15 protein-coding genes are annotated in these 17,827 nt (G+C 68.3%); 7 read left to right on the plus strand and 8 right to left on the minus strand.

The window, feature by feature from the left end:
• Positions 1-23 precede the first annotated feature (23 nt).
• Entirely contained in the window at positions 24-2,432 is a 2,409-nt protein-coding gene (locus AB0H82_RS03435) for a DUF6049 family protein (RefSeq protein WP_362988265.1), read from the minus strand.
• A gap of 215 nt (positions 2,433-2,647) precedes the next feature.
• On the opposite strand from AB0H82_RS03435, the gene AB0H82_RS03440 reads away from it, so the two are divergent.
• Positions 2,648-4,114 carry a CCA tRNA nucleotidyltransferase gene (locus AB0H82_RS03440; protein ID WP_362988267.1) on the plus strand — a complete coding sequence of 489 codons (1,467 nt, stop codon included), beginning with the start codon at positions 2,648-2,650 and terminating at the stop codon, positions 4,112-4,114.
• 100 nt (positions 4,115-4,214) lie between these two features.
• Here the strand turns inward: AB0H82_RS03440 and AB0H82_RS03445 are convergent, their stop codons facing one another.
• From AB0H82_RS03445 to AB0H82_RS03460, 4 genes are all read right to left on the minus strand, one after another.
• Positions 4,215-4,736 (minus strand): hypothetical protein, encoded by a 522-nt coding sequence (locus AB0H82_RS03445; protein WP_362988269.1) that lies wholly within the window; start codon positions 4,734-4,736, stop codon positions 4,215-4,217.
• Positions 4,737-4,851: 115 nt separating this feature from the next.
• Positions 4,852-6,108 (minus strand): MFS transporter, encoded by a 1,257-nt coding sequence (locus AB0H82_RS03450; protein ID WP_362988271.1) that lies wholly within the window; start codon positions 6,106-6,108, stop codon positions 4,852-4,854.
• A gap of 79 nt (positions 6,109-6,187) precedes the next feature.
• Positions 6,188-7,270: an inositol-3-phosphate synthase gene (locus tag AB0H82_RS03455; RefSeq protein ID WP_362988273.1), complete on the minus strand. Its 1,083-nt coding sequence runs from the start codon at positions 7,268-7,270 to the stop codon at positions 6,188-6,190.
• A 59-nt stretch (positions 7,271-7,329) separates the two neighbouring features.
• Positions 7,330-8,016: a helix-turn-helix transcriptional regulator gene (locus AB0H82_RS03460; protein ID WP_362988275.1), complete on the minus strand. Its 687-nt coding sequence runs from the start codon at positions 8,014-8,016 to the stop codon at positions 7,330-7,332.
• A gap of 373 nt (positions 8,017-8,389) precedes the next feature.
• Here AB0H82_RS03460 and AB0H82_RS03465 point away from each other — a divergent pair, with 373 nt between their 5' ends.
• Both AB0H82_RS03465 and AB0H82_RS03470 read left to right on the plus strand, forming a co-directional pair.
• The gene (locus AB0H82_RS03465; RefSeq protein ID WP_362988277.1) at positions 8,390-11,176 is read left to right on the plus strand and encodes a transglycosylase domain-containing protein; all 2,787 of its coding nucleotides are present in this window, start codon (positions 8,390-8,392) and stop codon (positions 11,174-11,176) included.
• A gap of 135 nt (positions 11,177-11,311) precedes the next feature.
• Positions 11,312-12,835 carry a glycosyltransferase 87 family protein gene (locus AB0H82_RS03470; RefSeq protein WP_362988279.1) on the plus strand — a complete coding sequence of 508 codons (1,524 nt, stop codon included), beginning with the start codon at positions 11,312-11,314 and terminating at the stop codon, positions 12,833-12,835.
• Between the two features lie 151 nt (positions 12,836-12,986).
• On the opposite strand, the gene AB0H82_RS03475 is transcribed toward AB0H82_RS03470, so the two are convergent.
• The 3 genes from AB0H82_RS03475 to AB0H82_RS03485 form a co-directional block, all read right to left on the minus strand.
• On the minus strand, positions 12,987-14,018 hold the full coding sequence (locus tag AB0H82_RS03475; protein WP_362988281.1) for an alanine racemase: 1,032 nt from the start codon (positions 14,016-14,018) through the stop codon (positions 12,987-12,989).
• 66 nt (positions 14,019-14,084) lie between these two features.
• Positions 14,085-15,206, minus strand: coding sequence for a peptidoglycan bridge formation glycyltransferase FemA/FemB family protein (locus AB0H82_RS03480; protein WP_362988283.1), 1,122 nt, complete (start codon positions 15,204-15,206; stop codon positions 14,085-14,087).
• 148 nt (positions 15,207-15,354) lie between these two features.
• Positions 15,355-15,669 carry a hypothetical protein gene (locus AB0H82_RS03485; RefSeq protein WP_362988285.1) on the minus strand — a complete coding sequence of 105 codons (315 nt, stop codon included), beginning with the start codon at positions 15,667-15,669 and terminating at the stop codon, positions 15,355-15,357.
• A gap of 266 nt (positions 15,670-15,935) precedes the next feature.
• Here AB0H82_RS03485 and rpsF point away from each other — a divergent pair, with 266 nt between their 5' ends.
• The 4 genes from rpsF to rplI all read left to right on the plus strand — a co-directional run bounded on the left by rpsF (position 15,936) and on the right by rplI (position 17,690).
• Complete coding sequence (rpsF, locus tag AB0H82_RS03490) at positions 15,936-16,226, plus strand: 30S ribosomal protein S6 (protein ID WP_016644628.1); 291 nt, start codon at positions 15,936-15,938, stop codon at positions 16,224-16,226.
• A 78-nt stretch (positions 16,227-16,304) separates the two neighbouring features.
• Positions 16,305-16,901, plus strand: coding sequence for a single-stranded DNA-binding protein (locus AB0H82_RS03495; protein ID WP_362988287.1), 597 nt, complete (start codon positions 16,305-16,307; stop codon positions 16,899-16,901).
• Between the two features lie 87 nt (positions 16,902-16,988).
• Positions 16,989-17,225, plus strand: coding sequence for a 30S ribosomal protein S18 (gene rpsR / locus AB0H82_RS03500; protein ID WP_003949403.1), 237 nt, complete (start codon positions 16,989-16,991; stop codon positions 17,223-17,225).
• An 18-nt stretch (positions 17,226-17,243) separates the two neighbouring features.
• Entirely contained in the window at positions 17,244-17,690 is a 447-nt protein-coding gene (gene rplI / locus AB0H82_RS03505) for a 50S ribosomal protein L9 (protein ID WP_362988289.1), read from the plus strand.
• Positions 17,691-17,827 lie beyond the last annotated feature (137 nt).

Below are 17,827 nucleotides of genomic sequence, written 5' to 3' on the forward strand. Positions count from 1 at the left end.
GGGCCCACCGGCCACGACATCGCTCAACGGTCCACTCTCTCACCCGTGTCCGACGGGTCGGTGCTTTCGGGAGCGGTGTCCGGTGTCGGGTCACTCGGCTGCTCGGGGTCGTCCGTCCCGGGCCCGCTGCCGGACTCGCCGTCGGGGCCCGCCTCCGGGCCGTCGTCCGATCCCTGCTCCGGTTCCTGGCCCGGGCCCTCCTGGGCCAGCTTGCGGGCCGCCCGCTTGCGCTGGGTGTACATCCGGAACCCGGCGAGCACGAGCAGCAGGAGACCGCCCGCGATGACCAGCATCACGGTGAGGGTGACTTCGGTGACGTTGACGTCGAAGCGCACGACGTCTCCGTAGGGCTTGCCGTCCTCCGTATAGAGCCGCGCGTACACAGGGACGGGACCGTTGGCGTTGGCGGTGGTCGTGAACTTCACGGACTGGGAGTGGCCGCCCGCGATCTTGATCGGCTTCTCTTCGAACTGCCCGTCGCCGATCTTCAGACGCGTGGGGTTCTGCGAGTACAGCCGCAGGACGAGATGGTCGACGCCCTGCACGAGGTTGTTCTGCACCGACACGGGGATGGTGGCGCTGCGGCCGGACAGCTTCGCGTCGGACCTCTGGATCAGGGACACCTGCTTGGTGAGACTTCGCAGATAGCCCTTGACGCTGTCCTGATAGGCCGCCGCCTCCGCCGCGCGACCGCGCCAGGACGTCGACATCCCCCGGTCTATGGCGCGCCCGAAGGGGGTGACCACGCGGTCCTTCTCGGTGAGGATCACCTGGAAGCTCTCCAGCTGGTCCTGGGTGGCCTGGATGGTCACGAAGGACTTCCGCGGCAGCTCCTGCTTGCGCAGCGAGGCGGGGTACGCCCCGGCCGACGGAACCTGGGTGGTCGCCTGCGGATCAGGCTTGGCCTTGGCGGCGGCGGTCAGGCTCTCGGGCTGCGACCACTTTCCGTCGGAGAGGGCGCTCAGCGCCTTCTCCATGGCCTGGGCCTGGCTGGCGGAGGGCATGCGCTGCGGCGCGACGACGATGCTCCGCTGGTTGTCCGGGTCCTGCAGGTTGATCATGAGGCTCTGGGCGAGGAACTCCTGGACGGCGAGCGTGGAGTTCCCGGCGTCCGTCATGTCCCCCTGGAAAGCCGTGGAGAGACGGGAGTCGGCCACCACGGCGGTCGTTCCGCCGCCGATGGGCCGGGCTGCGGTCGGCGAGTACGACAGACCGCCGGTCTCACGAAGGCTGTCGCTGCGGGCGATCACCGTATGAGCGCCCGCGGAGGTGGCGACATCGACGATCGAGGGATCGACCGCCCCGTCGGCGGGCCACGCGAAGTCCGTCGTCGGTTTCACCTGCAAGATCGTCGTCACCGTCTTGGCGCCCACCTCGGTGGCTTCCTTCAGGTGCCCGAGAGAGCCACCGACCGCCTTGCCGGTGTGGGCGAGGGACGCCAGGTCGGGGTCGGCGAAGGGCAGCGCGACGACCTTCTTGCCCTTGACGGCGGCCTGGAGGTCGTTGAGCCACTGATTGGCGACGGACTGGTGCTTGCCCGCCCTGCTCGTCTTCCCGTCGGGGTTCTCGATCCGGTAGCTCTTCGTCATGGCCTCGACCGAGGCGAGCAGGTCCGGATCGATGACCCACGTGACGTCGTGGCGGCTGCCGAGGGACAGGAGCTGCTCCAGGCGTCCGCCCGGGGCGAGCTCGTCGGCCAGGTCGTCGTTCTTGAAGACGGGCGTCTGCTGGTCGTCGGACCCGGTCTTCGCCGTGAGGTGGGTGGAGGTGGTGAGCGGCCACAGATACGTGGTCTTCGTCTTCGTGCCGGCGGCGTCGGGCTGCCACGGCAGGAAGGTGCGCTCGATGCCGAGCACCTGCGGGTAGGGCTGGGCGGCGCTCTGCCCGGTGAGGGCGACACCCAGCTGGTAGACGCCGTCGGCGCCGAGGGACAGCGCCTTCACCGGTACGGAGATGCTGAAGTCCTGCCGCACGCCCGGTGCGAGCCTGGAGATCTTCTCGACGTACTTCCCGCCGATCTCCCTGCCCTCGCCTCCCGGCTGGAAGCCCGTGCGCTTCGCCGCGCTGTCGATGGCGCTGCGACTGCTGAGGGGCGTGCCGACACGCAGTCCGACCTGGGCGCCGGTCACCGTCTGTTTGCCGTTGTTGGTGACCGTGCCCGAAACGGTGAGTGTGTCGCCCTCACCGGGGGCGGTGGGGGTGAGCGAGTCCAGGGACACGTCGACGGTACGGGAGCCGGTGGCGTCGGCCTTCGCGCCCGCCACGGCCGTGCCGGTCTGCGTGCTCGGCACGGCGGCCTGCGCCACGGGCCCTGCCGGGGCCTGCAGGAGGCCGGCCAGCAATGGGGTACCCACCAGCAGTGCTGCGGTGCGCCGCAGCCACCGGCGGGCAGGTGAGGGGCTCGTCCCCGGGAAGTCTGCCGCCTCGGCCACGCGTTCGCCCGTCCCTCGTCGTCAGTGGTCGTCGGTTGTGCGTCCACGCATGGTAACGATGCGCGCTGTGGCGAAGTGCCGCGGACTGCTCCACGTGATCAGAAGCGGACCGCTCCACGTGTTCAGGAGGCGGGCGAAGCGGCGGCACGAGCCCTGTGGGGCCGGGCGGGAATCGGGTCGGCCGCGGGCGCCCCGGGCACGTACCCTTTTCTGTTGTGCCGAACGCCAATGAAGAGAACCCCAGCGCACTGAGCCAGGTGCAGCGCCGCGCGGTCAGCGAACTGCTCCGCGTGTCCCCTGTCGCGGACGACCTCGCCCGCCGTTTCCAGGAGGCCGGGTTCTCCCTCGCCCTGGTCGGCGGTTCGGTCAGGGACGCCCTTCTGGGCCGGCTCGGCAACGACCTGGACTTCACGACCGACGCCCGCCCCGAGGACGTACTGAAGATCGTCCGGCCGTGGGCAGACGCGGTGTGGGAGGTCGGGATCGCCTTCGGCACGGTCGGCAGCCAGAAGGACGCCCGCGTCGGAGACGCCGACGTGAGCTTCCAGGTCGAGGTCACGACGTACCGCTCGGAGGCGTACGACAGGACCTCGCGCAAGCCCGAGGTGTCCTACGGCGACTCCATCGAGGAAGACCTCGTGCGCCGTGACTTCACGGTGAACGCGATGGCCGTGGCGCTCCCCGAGAAGGAGTTCGTCGACCCGCACGGTGGGCTGGAGGACCTGGCGGAGCGTGTCCTGCGCACCCCCGGCACTCCCGAGGAGTCCTTCTCCGACGACCCGCTGCGCATGCTGCGGGCCGCGCGCTTCGCCGCTCAGCTGGACTTCGAGGTGGCGCCGGACGTCGTCGCCGCGATGAAGGCGATGGCCGAGCGCATCGACATCGTCTCCGCGGAGCGGGTCAGGGACGAATTGAACAAACTGATCCTCTCCGCACATCCGCGCAAGGGTCTCGCCCTCCTCGTGGAGACGGGCCTCGCCGAGCGGATCCTGCCGGAGCTGCCCGCACTGCGTCTGGAGCGGGACGAGCACCACCGCCACAAGGACGTGTACGACCACTCGCTGATCGTCCTTGAGCAGGCGATGGCCCTGGAGAAGGACGGCCCCGACCTGACGCTGCGGCTCGCGGCGCTGCTGCACGACATCGGCAAGCCGCGGACACGGCGCTTCGAGAGCGACGGCCGTGTCTCCTTCCACCACCACGAGGTGGTCGGCGCCAAGATGGTCAAGAAGCGGATGACGGCGCTCAAGTACTCCAACGAGCTGGTGAAGGACGTCTCGCGCCTGGTCGAGCTCCACCTGCGCTTCCACGGCTACGGCACGGGAGAGTGGACGGATTCGGCCGTACGCCGCTACGTACGCGACGCGGGCCCGCTCCTGGACCGCCTGCACAAGCTGACCCGCTCGGACTGCACCACGCGCAACAAGCGCAAGGCGAACGCCCTGTCGCGCGCGTACGACGGCCTGGAGGAGCGCATCGCCCGCCTCCAGGAGCAGGAGGAGCTGGACTCGATCCGCCCCGACCTCGACGGCAACGCCATCATGGAGATCCTGGACGTGGGCCCGGGCCCGGTGATCGGCAAGGCCTACAAGTTCCTGCTGGAACTGCGACTGGAGAACGGGCCGATGGGGCGGGACGCGGCGGCCGCGGCGCTCAAGGAGTGGTGGGCCGCGCAGGACTGAGGGGGACCAGTGGGTGTTTCACGTGAAACATCCGCCCGGAAACGCCGAGGGGCGTTGTTTCACGTGAAACCGTGAAACAACGCCCCTCGGCGTTCTTCTACTAGGCCTTCTTCAGGCAGAGCACGACGTCGTGCCCCTTGCCCTGCTGGTAGTAGGCGATCTCGGAGTTCTTGACAGTCTGGCACTTGTTGCTGTCGCTGGTGCCGTCGAACTTCTCGACGACCTTGAACTCGGAGTCGCTCGAAGAGCAGTCGACTTCCTTGAGCTTCGGCGAGAACTGCGTGCCTTCGTTGTGCATGCAGCTGCCGACCGCAGCGGATTCCGCGTCACTCTTGCCGAGGTACCACTTGCCGACGGCTATGAGAATCGCGACCAGGACGAAGCCACCGATGCGCAGGAGCAGCTTCTTGCCGCGCCCGCGGGGAGCAGCCGGCGCCGGGGGGACGGGTCCGCCCTGGTTGTAGGGCGGGTACGGCTGCGGCACGCCCGGCTGGCCCTGGTGCTGCGGGTACGGGGCCGTCGGGGCCTGCTGACCCTGCGCGGCGCCACCCTGGGGCTGGCCATAGGGGTTCTGGCCCTGGGGCGGGTACGGAGTCTGGCCCTGGGGCGGCGGAGTGGTCACTTTTGGGGGTCCCCCTCGAACGAGAGCGCGATGGCGCGAATACGACGCCCGTAAGTTATCCGGGTGGGGTCGTATCTCTGAAGCCCAGAGGGACTCTGTGGCATTGATGTGACACTTATTGCGCGTCAAAACGGGCCATAGCCCCAGCAATTGCCGCGTAGAGCAGGGCTACGCCGATGACCAGCGGGGCCGACCGCCCGTCAGGCGGCAGTACCAGCGCGGCCACTCCCGCCGCGCCGACGAACGCGACGTTGAAGAGGACATCGTAGAGGGAGAAGATTCGGCCGCGGAAGCCGTCGGCCACCGCGGACTGCACCACCGTGTCCGTGGCGATCTTCGCGCCCTGGGTCGTCAGGCCGAGGATGAAGGCGGCGACGAGGAGGGGGAGGGGCGCGAAGGAGAGTCCGAGCGCCGGTTCGAGGATCGCCGCCGCTCCCGCGCAGGCCACGATCCAGCCGCCCGCCCCCAGCCGCCCCACCGCCGCGGGCGTCACCAGGGCCGCCACGAAGAACCCCGCGCCGGAGAACCCCACGGCCAGGCCGAGCAGGGCGAGCCCGTCGGACTCCGTCGACGACCAGGCGTACCGGCAGAGCATCAGGACCATGACCGTCAGCGCGCCGTAGCAGAACCGCATCACCGTCATCGCGGCCAGCGCGCGGGCGGCCGCGGGACGCTGCAGCAGGTGCCGTACCCCCGCCTGCAGCCCGCGTGCCGTGCCCGCGAGGGCGGTCGCGAGCCGAGGCCGCACCAGGTCGGGGTCCGGGCCGAGCAGTGCACGGGCCATGCGCAGGGAGGCGAGGGCCGCGCAGAGGTACAGGGCGGCCCCGAGGAGCACCACCGCCGCGTCCGAGTCCGGTCCCACCAGGCGTACGACGAAGGCGAGTCCGCCGCCCAGGGTCGCGGCGAGCGTCCCCGCGGTCGGCGAGAGGGAGTTCGCGATGACCAGGCGGTCGGCGTCGACCACCCGGGGCAGCGCGGCCGAGAGGCCGGCCAGGACGAAGCGGTTGACGGCGGTGACGCAGAGGGCGGAGACGTAGAAGAGCCAGTCGGCGACGTCGCTCAGCATCAGCACGGCAGTCGCGGACGCCAGGGCGGCCCGCAGGAGATTGCCGTACAGGAAGACCTGGCGGCGCTGCCAGCGGTCGAGGAGGACGCCTGCGAACGGGCCGATCAGCGAGTAGGGAAGGAGCAGCACCGCCATGGCGGAGGCGATCGCTCCGGGCGAGGCCTGCTTCTCCGGGGAGAAGACGACGTAGGTGGCGAGCGCGACCTGGTAGACGCCGTCGGCCCCCTGGGAGATCAGCCGTACGGCGAGGAGCCGCCGGAAGTCCCGCAGGCGCAGCAGTATCCGCAGGTCACCGACGACAGCCATGGGGCCAAGCCTCACATATGAGGAGGGTCCCCGGGCGGAATGCCCGGGGACCCTCGACAAGCGACAAGGAGAGAGCTGTTTAGCGCTCGACCTCGCCCTTGATGAACTTCTCGACGTTGTCGTAGGCCTCGTCGTCGAAGTACTGGACCGGCGGGGACTTCATGAAGTACGACGACGCGGAGAGGATCGGGCCGCCGACACCGCGGTCCTTGGCGATCTTCGCGGCGCGGAGAGCGTCGATGATGACACCCGCGGAGTTCGGGGAGTCCCAGACCTCCAGCTTGTACTCCAGGTTCAGCGGGACGTCGCCGAAGGCGCGGCCCTCAAGGCGGACGTACGCCCACTTGCGGTCGTCGAGCCACGCGACGTAGTCCGACGGGCCGATGTGGACGTTCTTCTCGCCCATCTCGCGGTCGGGGATCTGCGAGGTGACGGCCTGCGTCTTCGAGATCTTCTTCGACTCCAGGCGGTCGCGCTCCAACATGTTCTTGAAGTCCATGTTGCCGCCGACGTTCAGCTGCATGGTGCGCTCAAGACGGACACCGCGGTCCTCGAAGAGCTTCGCCATCACACGGTGCGTGATGGTGGCGCCGACCTGCGACTTGATGTCGTCGCCGACGATCGGGACACCGGCCTCGGTGAACTTGTCCGCCCACTCCTTGGTGCCGGCGATGAAGACCGGCAGGGCGTTGACGAACGCGACCTTGGCGTCGATGGCGCACTGCGCGTAGAACTTCGCGGCGTCCTCGGAACCGACGGGCAGGTAGCAGACGAGGACGTCGACCTTGCGGTCCTTGAGGATCTGGACGATGTCGACCGGGGCCTCGGCGGACTCCTCGATGGTCTGGCGGTAGTACTTGCCCAGACCGTCGAGGGTGTGGCCACGCTGGACCGTGACGCCCTTGTTCGGCACGTCGCAGATCTTGATGGTGTTGTTCTCGCTGGCACCGATGGCGTCCGAGAGGTCGAGGCCGACCTTCTTCGCGTCGACGTCGAAGGCGGCGACGAACTCGACGTCACCGACGTGATACTCGCCGAACTGGACGTGCATCAGGCCCGGGACCTTCGTGTCCGGGTCGGCGTCCTTGTAGTACTCGACGCCCTGGACCAGCGAGGCGGCGCAGTTGCCCACGCCGACGATGGCTACGCGAACCGAACCCATTCCGGTTGCTCCCTGTGTGATCTCGGTATTCGGGATGAAACCCCGCGAAATGCTGGGTCTCACTTATTGGGGTCATCGGACGGATCCGGCGGCGGGTTGGTCTCCCGCCGCCGGGGCAGGCCCGTCGACTCCCCAGATGTGTTGTTCTGCTGAGCGGAGCTTCCGGGGGCGGACCGTTGCTGGTCCCGCCCCGCCCGCTCGCTCTCGATGAGCTCGTTCAGCCAGCGCACTTCGCGCTCCACGGACTCCATGCCGTGCCGCTGAAGTTCGAGCGTGTAGTCGTCGAGGCGCTCCCGGGTACGGGCCAGGGAGGCGCGCATCTTCTCCAAGCGCTCTTCGAGGCGGCTGCGGCGGCCTTCGAGCACCCGCATCCGCACGTCTCGCGAGGTCTGCCCGAAGAAGGCGAAGCGGGCGGCGAAGTGCTCGTCCTCGTACGCGTCGGGGCCGGTCTGCGAGAGCAGGTCCTCGAAGTGCTCCTTACCTTCCGCCGTCAACCGATAGACGATCTTGGCGCGACGCCCCGCGAGCGGAGCCGCCAGGGCGTCTTCGGGGCTGCCGCCCGACTCCTCGATCAACCAGCCGTTGGCGACCAGCGTCTTGAGGCAGGGGTAGAGCGTCCCGTAGCTGAAGGCGCGGAACACTCCCAGCGATGTATTGAGGCGTTTACGCAGCTCATAGCCGTGCATCGGGGACTCTCTGAGCAGCCCGAGCACGGCGAATTCCAGGATGCCGGAGCGCCTGCTCATCTTCGCCTCCCGTCTGCCACGGTCCCTCAGTACGGCCTTTATGCCGAGCTGATGTATCGACTCGATACATCGAGACGATAGAACGGCGATCCGGTTGAGACAAGAGGGGGCACGGTGAACGGCGTCACATCACCGATTCGTAGGAAGTAACTTGCCTGTTTTGGGGTGAACTTCGGCTCTACGAGGGTTTTGACGGTGCGTAGTCTGTGCGCCATGCATGCCGCCGGGAACCAAGTGACGCATGAGAGCGTCGTCGTCCCTGGTGTAGTGCGGGTGGGTTCCGGAACGGACGCATCCGCATTTCGGGGGGACCGGAAACCAGCCGCCGTTTCCAGGCGTGGACAGCTGCGCCTGCCCGAGGAGTAATCGTTCGATGAGCGAGCACCGTCGCAAACCGCCGCAGCCGCAGGGCGGCGGACGCGCCGCGGCCAGGCGCGGCGCCCCAGGAGCGCCGTCGGGCCGCCGCGCGGCCCCGCGGAGCGACACAGGATCGTCCTCTTCTTATGGAGCGTCCGGTCCTTCCTACGGGGCCTCCGGTTCCGGGGCCCCCGACGAGGGGGGCCGTACCTACGGCGGCCGCGCCGAGGCCCGGCGCGCCGCGCAGCGCAGCGGCTCCGTCGGCACGGGTGGCAGCCGTCGCAGGGCGCCCGACGGGGGTGGGCGCGGTGCCGGTGGCGGCCGTCGTGGCGGTGGCGGGGGCGGAGCCGGTGGCCCGGGCGGGGCGGGGCGCGGCAGGGGCCGTGGCGCCGAGCCTCCGCGCAAGAAGCGGTTCATCGACTACCCGCGCGCGGGCAGGAGCGGCGCCCGCCGCTGGGTCCCGTCGTGGCGTCTGGTCACCGGCACGTTCATCGGCTTCCTCGGCAGCTTGATGGCCGTCGCCGGCATCGCGTACGCCCTGGTGGAGGTGCCGGAGGTCGACAAGGCGGCCAAGGCCCAGAACAACGTCTACTACTGGGCCGACGGCAAGCAGATGGTCGCTACCGGTGGTGAGCGCAACCGCCAGATCATCGACTACGACGACATCCCTCCGGAGATGCGCTACGCCGTCATGTCGGCGGAGAACAAGACGTTCGAGAAGGACAAGGGCGTCGACCCCATGGGCATCACGCGTGCCCTGGTCAACATGGCCAAGGGCGGGCAGACCCAGGGTGGCTCCACGATCACCCAGCAGTACGTGAAGAACGCGCGTCTCGGTGATCAGTCGCAGACGTTCAGCAGGAAGTTCAAAGAGCTCTTCATCTCCATAAAGGTCGGCCAGCAGGTCTCCAAGGAAGACATCATGGCGGGGTACCTCAACACCGCCTATTACGGGCGTGGGGCCTACGGCATCCAGGCGGCCGCGCGGGCGTACTTCGGCAAGGAAGCCAGCGAGCTGGACCCCAGCCAGTGCGCACTCCTCGCGACGGTGCTCAAGGGCGCCACGTACTACGACCCCGCCGGTTACCCCGAGATCGACCCCGCCGCCAACAAGGACGACAACACCGCCCGCGCCAAGAAGCGCTGGAAGTGGATCCTTGACGAGGAGGTCAAGGACGGCCACCTGACCGCGGAGCGGCGGGCCAAGTACACGACGTTCCCCAAGCTGCAGAACCCGCGCTCGAACGTGGACCTGGCAGGTCAGACCGGCTACCTCGTGGACCTGGCCAAGGCGTACGTCATCAGGAACACCAACATCACCGCCGAGCAGCTCCAGCAGGGTGGCTACGAGATCCACACGACCTTCGACAGGACGAAGGTCAAGGAGCTCGAAAAGGCGGTGAACAAGGTCCGCAAGGAGAAGATCAAGCCGAAGCTGCGTCCGGAGAAGGACACGCACGTCCAGTTCGGCGGCGCCTCCGTGGACCCGAAGGACGGCGCGATCAAGGCCATCTACGGCGGTGAGGACGCGACCAAGCACTTCACCAACAACGCGGACCAGACCGGTGCTCAGGTCGGTTCGACGTACAAGCCCTTCGTGCTGGCCGCCGCATTCAAGTACGGCGTGCGTGACCCGGACGGGCCGGAACAGCAGACCGAGATCGAGCGCACCATCGTCAACCCGAAGAGCCTGTACAGCGGCAAGAACGAGCTCAAGATCCAGAAGTACAACGGGCAGGTCTGGACGGACCGCGACGGCAAGCAGTGGAACCAGAAGAACGACGGAAACCAGTCCTACAACCCTCCCAGCTACCAGATCGATCTCCGTGAGGCGATGAGGGAGTCGGTCAACTCGGCCTATGTGCAGCTCGGCATGGACGTCGGCCTGGAGAAGGTGAAGGAGGCCGCCATGGACGCCGGCCTCAAGGACGACAGCTCCATGGCCGGTGCCACCTACCCGTCCTTCTCGCTCGGCACCTCCTCGCCGAGCGCCATCCGGATGGCCGGGGCGTACTCCACCTTCGCGGCGAGCGGCAAGCAGAACGAGCCGTACTCGGTCACGGAGGTCGAGCACGAGGGCGACACGGTCTACCGGCACGAGAAGGCGCCCAAGCGGGCCTTCGACCCGGAGGTCGCCGACAACGTCACCGACGTGCTGCGTACCGTCGTGGACAAGGGCACGGGTACCTCGGCCCAGCTCTCCGGCCGTCAGGTCGCCGGCAAGACCGGTACGACCGACGGCAACAAGTCGGCCTGGTTCGTCGGCTACACCCCGCAGCTGTCGACGGCGGTGAGCATGTACCGGCTCGACGACGACGAGACCAACAAGAAGCGCAAGTTCCTGGAGATGTTCGGCACGGGCGGCGAGAAGAAGATCCACGGCGCCTCGTTCCCCGCGCAGATCTGGCAGGACTACATGGAGCAGGCGCTCAAGGGCAAGCCCGTGGTGAACTTCCCGGTGCCCGGGCCGATCGGCAAGGTCGTCGGCGAGACTCCGCCCCCGCCGCCGTCCCCGACGGAGACCGAGGAGGAGCCGGAGAAGACCACCTCACCGACGCCCACGGAGTCCGAGTCCTCGAAGCCTCCGACGGAGACCCCCGACCCCGGCGAGTCCTGTGAACCGCTGGACTGGGACTGCAACCACGACGGCGGCCAGGAGAACGGCGGTGCCGCCGACGGCGGCGTCGACGGCGGACCCGGCGGGGAGTCGCCGACACCGACGGATGATCCTGCCGGTGGGGCAGGCAACAACGGCAACCAGAACGGGGGCGGCGGTGGCTTCATCGCCGGCCCGAGGGGCTGAGCCGGTCCCGCCGGGATGACCCGGCGGACCACCGAAGACTCCCCCGCGGATGTTTCACGTGAAACGAGGGCCGTCGCACCGATGGGTGCGGCGGCCCTCTCCGTGTTCTCAGACGCGTACGGCAGGATGTCGGGCATGCCCAGTGCAGACCCCAGCGCAGAGACGCCGCGCACGAGCACGTACGAGCCCGTGAGCCAGGAGCCGGAGCCGGTACGGCCCACGAAGGAGGACGAGGTCGCCCGGGCCGGCAGCGAGCTCATCGGGGGCCCGGTCGGCCGGAGAGTGCTGTTCGCAGCGACGTGGTGGACTCCCGTGCGCGTCATCGCACTCGTGGCGCTCGGGATGTTCGCACTCGGAATGATCCAGAAGATGCCGTGCTACAACGGCGCGTGGTTCTTCGGAGCGAGCTCGCAGTACACGCACGCGTGTTACTCCGACATCCCGCACCTCTACCAGGGACGCGGCTTCGCCGACGGTCTCGTGCCGTACTTCGACAAGCTGCCCGGTGACATGGAGTACCTCGAATACCCGGTCCTCACCGGAGTGTTCATGGAAGTGGCCTCCTGGGTCACTCCGGGCAGCGGCTCCATCCAGCACCAGGAAAAGATCTACTGGATGGTCAATGCCGGGATACTGATGGCCTGCACCGCGGTCATCGCCGTGTGCGTCGCGCGCACCCATCGGCGCCGTCCCTGGGACGCTCTGCTCGTCGCTCTCGCCCCGGCCTTCGCACTGACGGCCACCATCAACTGGGACCTCCTCGCCGTGGCTCTCACGGCCGCCGCGATGCTGATGTGGGCACGCGCGCGTGCGCTGGCATTCGGTGTGCTTCTCGGGCTCGCGACGGCCGCCAAGCTCTACCCCGTGCTCATCCTCGGGCCGCTGCTGATCCTGTGCTGGCGCGCGGGCAGATGGCGGCAGTTCGGGACCGCGCTGCTCGGCACGGCGGGCGCCTGGCTGCTCGTCAATCTGCCGGTGATGCTGCTCGCGAGCGACGGCTGGTCGAAGTTCTACACGTTCAGCCAGGAGCGTGGCGTCGACTTCGGGTCCTTCTGGCTGATCCTCTCCCAGCGCATGGACTCGCCGCTGACCACCGACACGGTGAACACCCTGGCGGCGGTGATGATGCTCCTCGCCTGCCTGGGCATCGGCGCGCTCGGCCTCATGGCACCGCGCCGCCCCCGCTTCGCGCAGCTCGCCTTCCTGGTGGTCGCGGCCTTCATCCTCACCAACAAGGTCTACTCGCCACAGTACGTCCTGTGGCTGATCCCCCTCGCCGCGCTCGCCCGGCCGCGCTGGCGCGACTTCCTCGTCTGGCAGGCGTGCGAGGTCACGTACTTCCTCGGGATCTGGATGTACTTGGCGTACACGACGAGCGGAGACGCCCACAAGGGCCTGCCGACCGAGGGCTACCAACTGGCCATCGCCGTGCATCTGCTGGGAACGCTGTATCTGTGTGCTGTGGTCGTACGCGACATCCTGATGCCGGAGCGGGACGTGGTGCGCCAGGCCGGTGACGACGACCCCTCAGGGGGTGCCCTGGACGGTGCGCGGGACGTCTTCGTCCTGGGGGCCGAGGACCGTGGGACGCGGACCGCGATGCGCTCCGCCGATGCGCCCGCCGTGCGGTGGGGCTCGTCGACCGATCTCTCGCACTGAGGCTCGCGGGGGGCGGTCGGGGCACTGCCCGTTCGCTCTGAGCGAACGCGCGCGCACTCGGCACGCGGAAGGGCCGGTGCGACTCATCGTCGTACCGGCCCTTCCGCGTGCTGGAGCGGTCTCAGTCCGCCTCAGCGGCCTAGGGGCCGCCTCAGCGGTCGACCATCCGGTCGAACTGCGTGGTGGTGTGCCGCAGGTGGGCCACCAGCTCCTCGCCGACCTTCGGCTCCGGCGCGTCGGAGGGGACGAAGAGGATCGAGACCTGCATGTGCGGCGGCTCCGCGAACCAGCGCTGCTTGCCCGCCCAGACGAACGGCGACAGGTTGCGGTTGACCGTCGCGAGACCCGCGCGGGCCACGCCCTTGGCGCGCGGCATCATGCCGTGCAGCGCCTTCGGGGCCTCCAGGCCGACACCGTGCGAGGTGCCGCCGGCGACCACGACCAGCCAGCCGTCGGACGCGGCCTTCTGCTGGCGGTACCCGAAGCGGTCCCCCTTCGCGACGGCGGTGACATCGAGGACGGCACCGCGGTACTCGGTCGCCTCGTGGTCGCCCAACCAGAGGTTCGTGCCGATGCGGGCACGGAAGCGGGTCTGCGGGAACTGCTGCTGCAGACGGGCGAGTTCATGAGCCTTCAGGTGGCTGACGAACATCGTGTGCAGCGGCAGCCGGGCCGCGCGAAGGCGGTCCATCCAGCCGATGACCTCCTCGACGGCGTCCGAGCCGTCGGTGCGGTCCAGCGGCAGGTGGATCGCGAAACCTTCGAGGCGTACGTCCTCGATGGCGGCGTGCAGCTGCGGAAGCTCCTGCTCGCTGACGCCGTGGCGCTTCATCGAGGACATGACCTCGATGACGACGCGGGCGCCCACGAGGCCGTGCACGCCGTCGAGCGACGACACGGACCGGACGACGCGGTCGGGCAGCGGCACCGGCTCCTCGCCCCGCCGGAAGGGCGTCAGGACCAGCAGGTCACCGCTGAACCAGTCCTTGATCCGGGCGGCCTCGTAGGTGGTGCCCACGGCGAGGATGTCGGAGCCGAAACGCGTTGCTTCCTCGGCGAGGCGCTCATGACCGAAGCCGTAGCCGTTGCCCTTGCAGACCGGGACGATGCCCGGGAACTGCTCCAGCAGGTGCTTCTGGTGTGCCCGCCAGCGCGCGGTGTCGACATAGAGCGTGAGCGCCATGGCTGGATCCCGGAACCTTTCTCGTGTCTGCGGTGTATCAGAGTTATGGAAGGAAATTGTGCGGGATCAGCGGCGCGACATGTAGATGTCGAGCGCCTTGTGCAGCAGCTTGTTGAGCGGGAAGTCCCACTCGCCGATGTACTCGGCGGCCTCACCGCCGGTGCCGACCTTGAACTGGATCAGACCGAAGAGGTGGTCCGTCTCGTCCAGCGAGTCGGAGATGCCGCGCAGGTCATAGACGGTCGCACCCATCGCGTACGCATCGCGGAGCATCCGCCACTGCATCGCGTTCGAGGGCCTGACCTCACGCCCGATGTTGTCCGACGCGCCGTAGGAGTACCAGACGTGCCCGCCGACGACCAGCATCGTCGCGGCCGACAGGTTCACGCCGTTGTGCCGCGCGAAGTACAGCCGCATGCGGTTGGGGTCCTCGGAGTTGAGGGCCTGCCACATCTGCTGGAAGTAGCCGAGGGGCCGCGGGCGGAACTTGTCGCGCACCGCGGTGATCTCATAGAGCCGCTGCCACTCGGGGAGGTCGTAGTAGCCGCCCTGGACGACCTCGACACCGGCCTTCTCGGCCTTCTTGATGTTGCGCCGCCACAGCTGGTTGAAGCCCTTCTGGACCTCGTCCAGGGAGCGGTTGGCCAGCGGCACCTGGAAGACGAAGCGGGGCTGCACGTCACCGAAGCCGGCGCCGCCGTCCTCCCCCTGCTGCCACCCCATCCGGCGCAGCCGGTCGGAGACCTCGAAGGCCCGCGGCTCGATGTACGTCGCCTCGACGTCCCGCAGCCGCTTCACGTCCGGGTTCTGGATTCCGGCCTTGATCGCCGGAGCGTCCCAGCGGCGGATCACGACCGGCGGACCCATCTTCACGGAGAAGGCGCCCTGCTGCTTCAGATGCGCCAGCATCGGCTGCAGCCACTCGTCGAGGTTCGGGGCGTACCAGTTGATCACCGGGCCCTCGGGCAGGTACGCGAGATAACGCTTCAGCTTGGGCAGCTGTCGGTAGAGCACCAGGCCGGCACCGACGAGCTGGCCGGTCCTGTCGTCGAACCAGCCCAGGTTCTCCGAGCGCCATTCGCTCTTCACGTCAGCCCATGCGGGGACCTGGCAATGACTCGCCGACGGCAGTGTCTGGATATACGCCAGATGCTGCTCGCGACTGATGGTCCTCAGGGTCAGACTCATTCGGGGCGCTCCTCGGGCTGGTGTGTCCCCATGGGTACAGGGGCTCCGGCTCTCGCGCCGAAGCCTACTGCGCCCCGCGAGCGCCCCGTCTGGGCGTACGGAACTCGGGCCCCCGGCCGCGCGGTGCGGCCGGGGTGCCGCGAGGCCGTCAGCCGACGATTCCGCCGAAGAGTCCGCCGTGTGCCATGCCCAGGAAGAAGCCGATCGCCGAAGCGCCGAGGCCCAGGATCAGGCCGAAGCGTTCACGGGTCGTCGCCGAGATGAGCTGGCCGTACGCACCCGTGGCGATCCCGATCAGGCCGGCCCACGAGCTGATCAGATGGAGGTTGTGGAACATCGCCGTCACGAAGGCGATCGCCCCGAGCACCAGGGTCACGCCGAGCAGCGCGTCCTGGAGCGGATGGGACTTTCCGTCCGTGGCGAAGAGGGAAGTGGCGGTGTTCGGTCGCATTGCTTGTGCCATGTGAGGCACCTCCTGCGGAAGGCGGCGCATCGTAGCGCCATACACACCCGATGTGTACAGATTCTGCCCGTCCCCCGCCGGATTTCAACCGGAAGCCTCGGTGCGGGTACTCTGTACCGTCTGCACCGGTGTCTGCCCTGGCCACAGCATAAGCCCCCGCTCGCGGGAGCCGATTGTCAGTGGCGGCCGATACCGTTGCGTACGCATCACGACCCTCCTGCCACGGAACGACCGTGGCCGCTGAGTCCAAAGGAGGTGGGTTCCACATGCGTCACTACGAAGTGATGGTCATCCTCGACCCCGATCTCGAGGAGCGCGCTGTCTCCCCGCTGATCGAGAACTTCCTCTCCGTCGTCCGTGAGGGCAACGGAAAGGTCGAGAAGGTCGACACCTGGGGCCGTCGTCGTCTGTCCTACGAGATCAAGAAGAAGCCCGAGGGCATCTACTCGGTCATCGACCTGCAGGCCGAGCCTGCGGTCGTCAAGGAGCTCGACCGACAGATGAACCTGAACGAGTCGGTCCTCCGGACCAAGGTCCTCCGTCCCGAGATGCACTGAGCTTTCTAGCTCAGCGGCACCCGGGAATCGAGTAGCAGCAACAAGCAGCCAGCAGCAAACCCGCCGAGAGGTTCCCCCATGGCAGGCGAGACCGTCATCACGGTCGTCGGCAATCTTGTCGACGACCCCGAGCTGCGCTTCACCCCCTCCGGTGCGGCGGTCGCGAAGTTCCGTGTCGCGTCCACCCCCCGCATCTTTGACAAGCAGACCAATGAGTGGAAGGACGGCGAAGGCCTGTTCCTGACCTGCTCGGTCTGGCGTCAGGCGGCGGAGAACGTCGCGGAGTCGCTCCAGCGAGGCATGCGCGTCATCGTGCAGGGCCGGCTGAAGCAGCGGTCCTACGAGGACCGTGAGGGCATCAAGCGCACGGTCTACGAGCTGGACGTCGAGGAAGTCGGCGCCAGCCTGAAGAACGCCACGGCCAAGGTCACCAAGACCACCGGTCGAGGCGGCCAGGGCGGTTACGGCGGCGGTGGCGGCGGCCAGCAGGGCGGCGGCTGGGGCGGTGGCTCCGGCGGCGGTCAGCAGCAGGGCGGCGGCGGTGCTCCCGCCGACGACCCCTGGGCGACCGGTGCGCCGGCCGGCGGCGGCCAGCAGCAGGGCGGCGGCGGTGGCGGCTGGGGCGGAAGCTCCGGCGGCTCCGGTGGCGGCTACTCGGACGAGCCCCCCTTCTAAGCCCCAGGGCCTGGACCCCAGGGTTTTCAGGCCTCCGGGCCGAGGGTGGGCCGTAACCCCACTTCTTGATCACACAGGAGAAACACCATGGCGAAGCCGCCTGTGCGCAAGCCTAAGAAGAAGGTCTGCGCTTTCTGCAAGGACAAGGTCACGTACGTGGACTACAAGGACACGAACATGCTGCGGAAGTTCATTTCCGACCGCGGCAAGATCCGTGCCCGCCGCGTGACCGGCAACTGCACGCAGCACCAGCGTGACGTCGCCACGGCCGTGAAGAACAGCCGTGAGATGGCGCTGCTGCCCTACACGTCCACCGCGCGATAAGGGAAGGGTGACCGACTAATGAAGATCATCCTCACCCACGAGGTCTCCGGCCTCGGCACCGCCGGCGAGGTCGTAGACGTCAAGGACGGCTACGCCCGCAACTACCTGATCCCGCGGAACTTCGCGATCCGCTGGACCAAGGGTGGCGAGAAGGACGTCGAGCAGATTCGTCGTGCTCGCAAGATCCACGAGATCGCGACCATCGAGCAGGCCAACGAGATCAAGGCCCAGCTCGAAGGCGTCAAGGTCCGCCTGGCCGTCCGCTCCGGCGACGCCGGTCGTCTCTTCGGTTCCGTCACCCCGGCCGACATCGCTTCGGCGATCGAGGCTGCCGGTGGTCCGAAGGTCGACAAGCGCCGTGTCGAGCTGGGCGCGCCGATCAAGACCCTGGGCGCCCACGCGACGTCCGTGCGTCTGCACCCCGAGGTTGCCGCGAAGGTCAACGTCGAGGTCGTCTCCGCCTAAGCACTGCGCTTGGCAGAGCTGAAGCAATCGTTGGGCCGCACCCTTTGGGGGGGGGGCCAACCTGGTTACCCGGATAGGGAGAGGGGGGGGGAGGGGAAGAGGGTGTGTGATGCGGGGTTGATATCGGGGGTGGGCGG

It is taken from the genome of Streptomyces sp. NPDC050732 (genome assembly GCF_040654255.1).
Taxonomy (GTDB): Bacteria; Actinomycetota; Actinomycetes; order Streptomycetales; family Streptomycetaceae; genus Streptomyces.

What these genes read in the sequence shown, in the direction of transcription:
- AB0H82_RS03450 (WP_362988271.1), bottom strand. Translation starts at nt 6,108, where the DNA reads ATGGCTGTCGTCGGTGACCTGCGGATACTGCTGCGCCTGCGGGACTTC.
- AB0H82_RS03455 (WP_362988273.1), bottom strand. Translation starts at nt 7,270, where the DNA reads ATGGGTTCGGTTCGCGTAGCCATCGTCGGCGTGGGCAACTGCGCCGCC.
- AB0H82_RS03460 (WP_362988275.1), bottom strand. Translation starts at nt 8,016, where the DNA reads ATGAGCAGGCGCTCCGGCATCCTGGAATTCGCCGTGCTCGGGCTGCTC.
- AB0H82_RS03465 (WP_362988277.1), top strand. Translation starts at nt 8,390, where the DNA reads ATGAGCGAGCACCGTCGCAAACCGCCGCAGCCGCAGGGCGGCGGACGC.
- AB0H82_RS03470 (WP_362988279.1), top strand. Translation starts at nt 11,312, where the DNA reads ATGCCCAGTGCAGACCCCAGCGCAGAGACGCCGCGCACGAGCACGTAC.
- AB0H82_RS03475 (WP_362988281.1), bottom strand. Translation starts at nt 14,018, where the DNA reads ATGGCGCTCACGCTCTATGTCGACACCGCGCGCTGGCGGGCACACCAG.
- AB0H82_RS03480 (WP_362988283.1), bottom strand. Translation starts at nt 15,206, where the DNA reads ATGAGTCTGACCCTGAGGACCATCAGTCGCGAGCAGCATCTGGCGTAT.
- AB0H82_RS03485 (WP_362988285.1), bottom strand. Translation starts at nt 15,669, where the DNA reads ATGGCACAAGCAATGCGACCGAACACCGCCACTTCCCTCTTCGCCACG.
- rpsF (WP_016644628.1), top strand. Translation starts at nt 15,936, where the DNA reads ATGCGTCACTACGAAGTGATGGTCATCCTCGACCCCGATCTCGAGGAG.
- AB0H82_RS03495 (WP_362988287.1), top strand. Translation starts at nt 16,305, where the DNA reads ATGGCAGGCGAGACCGTCATCACGGTCGTCGGCAATCTTGTCGACGAC.
- rpsR (WP_003949403.1), top strand. Translation starts at nt 16,989, where the DNA reads ATGGCGAAGCCGCCTGTGCGCAAGCCTAAGAAGAAGGTCTGCGCTTTC.
- rplI (WP_362988289.1), top strand. Translation starts at nt 17,244, where the DNA reads ATGAAGATCATCCTCACCCACGAGGTCTCCGGCCTCGGCACCGCCGGC.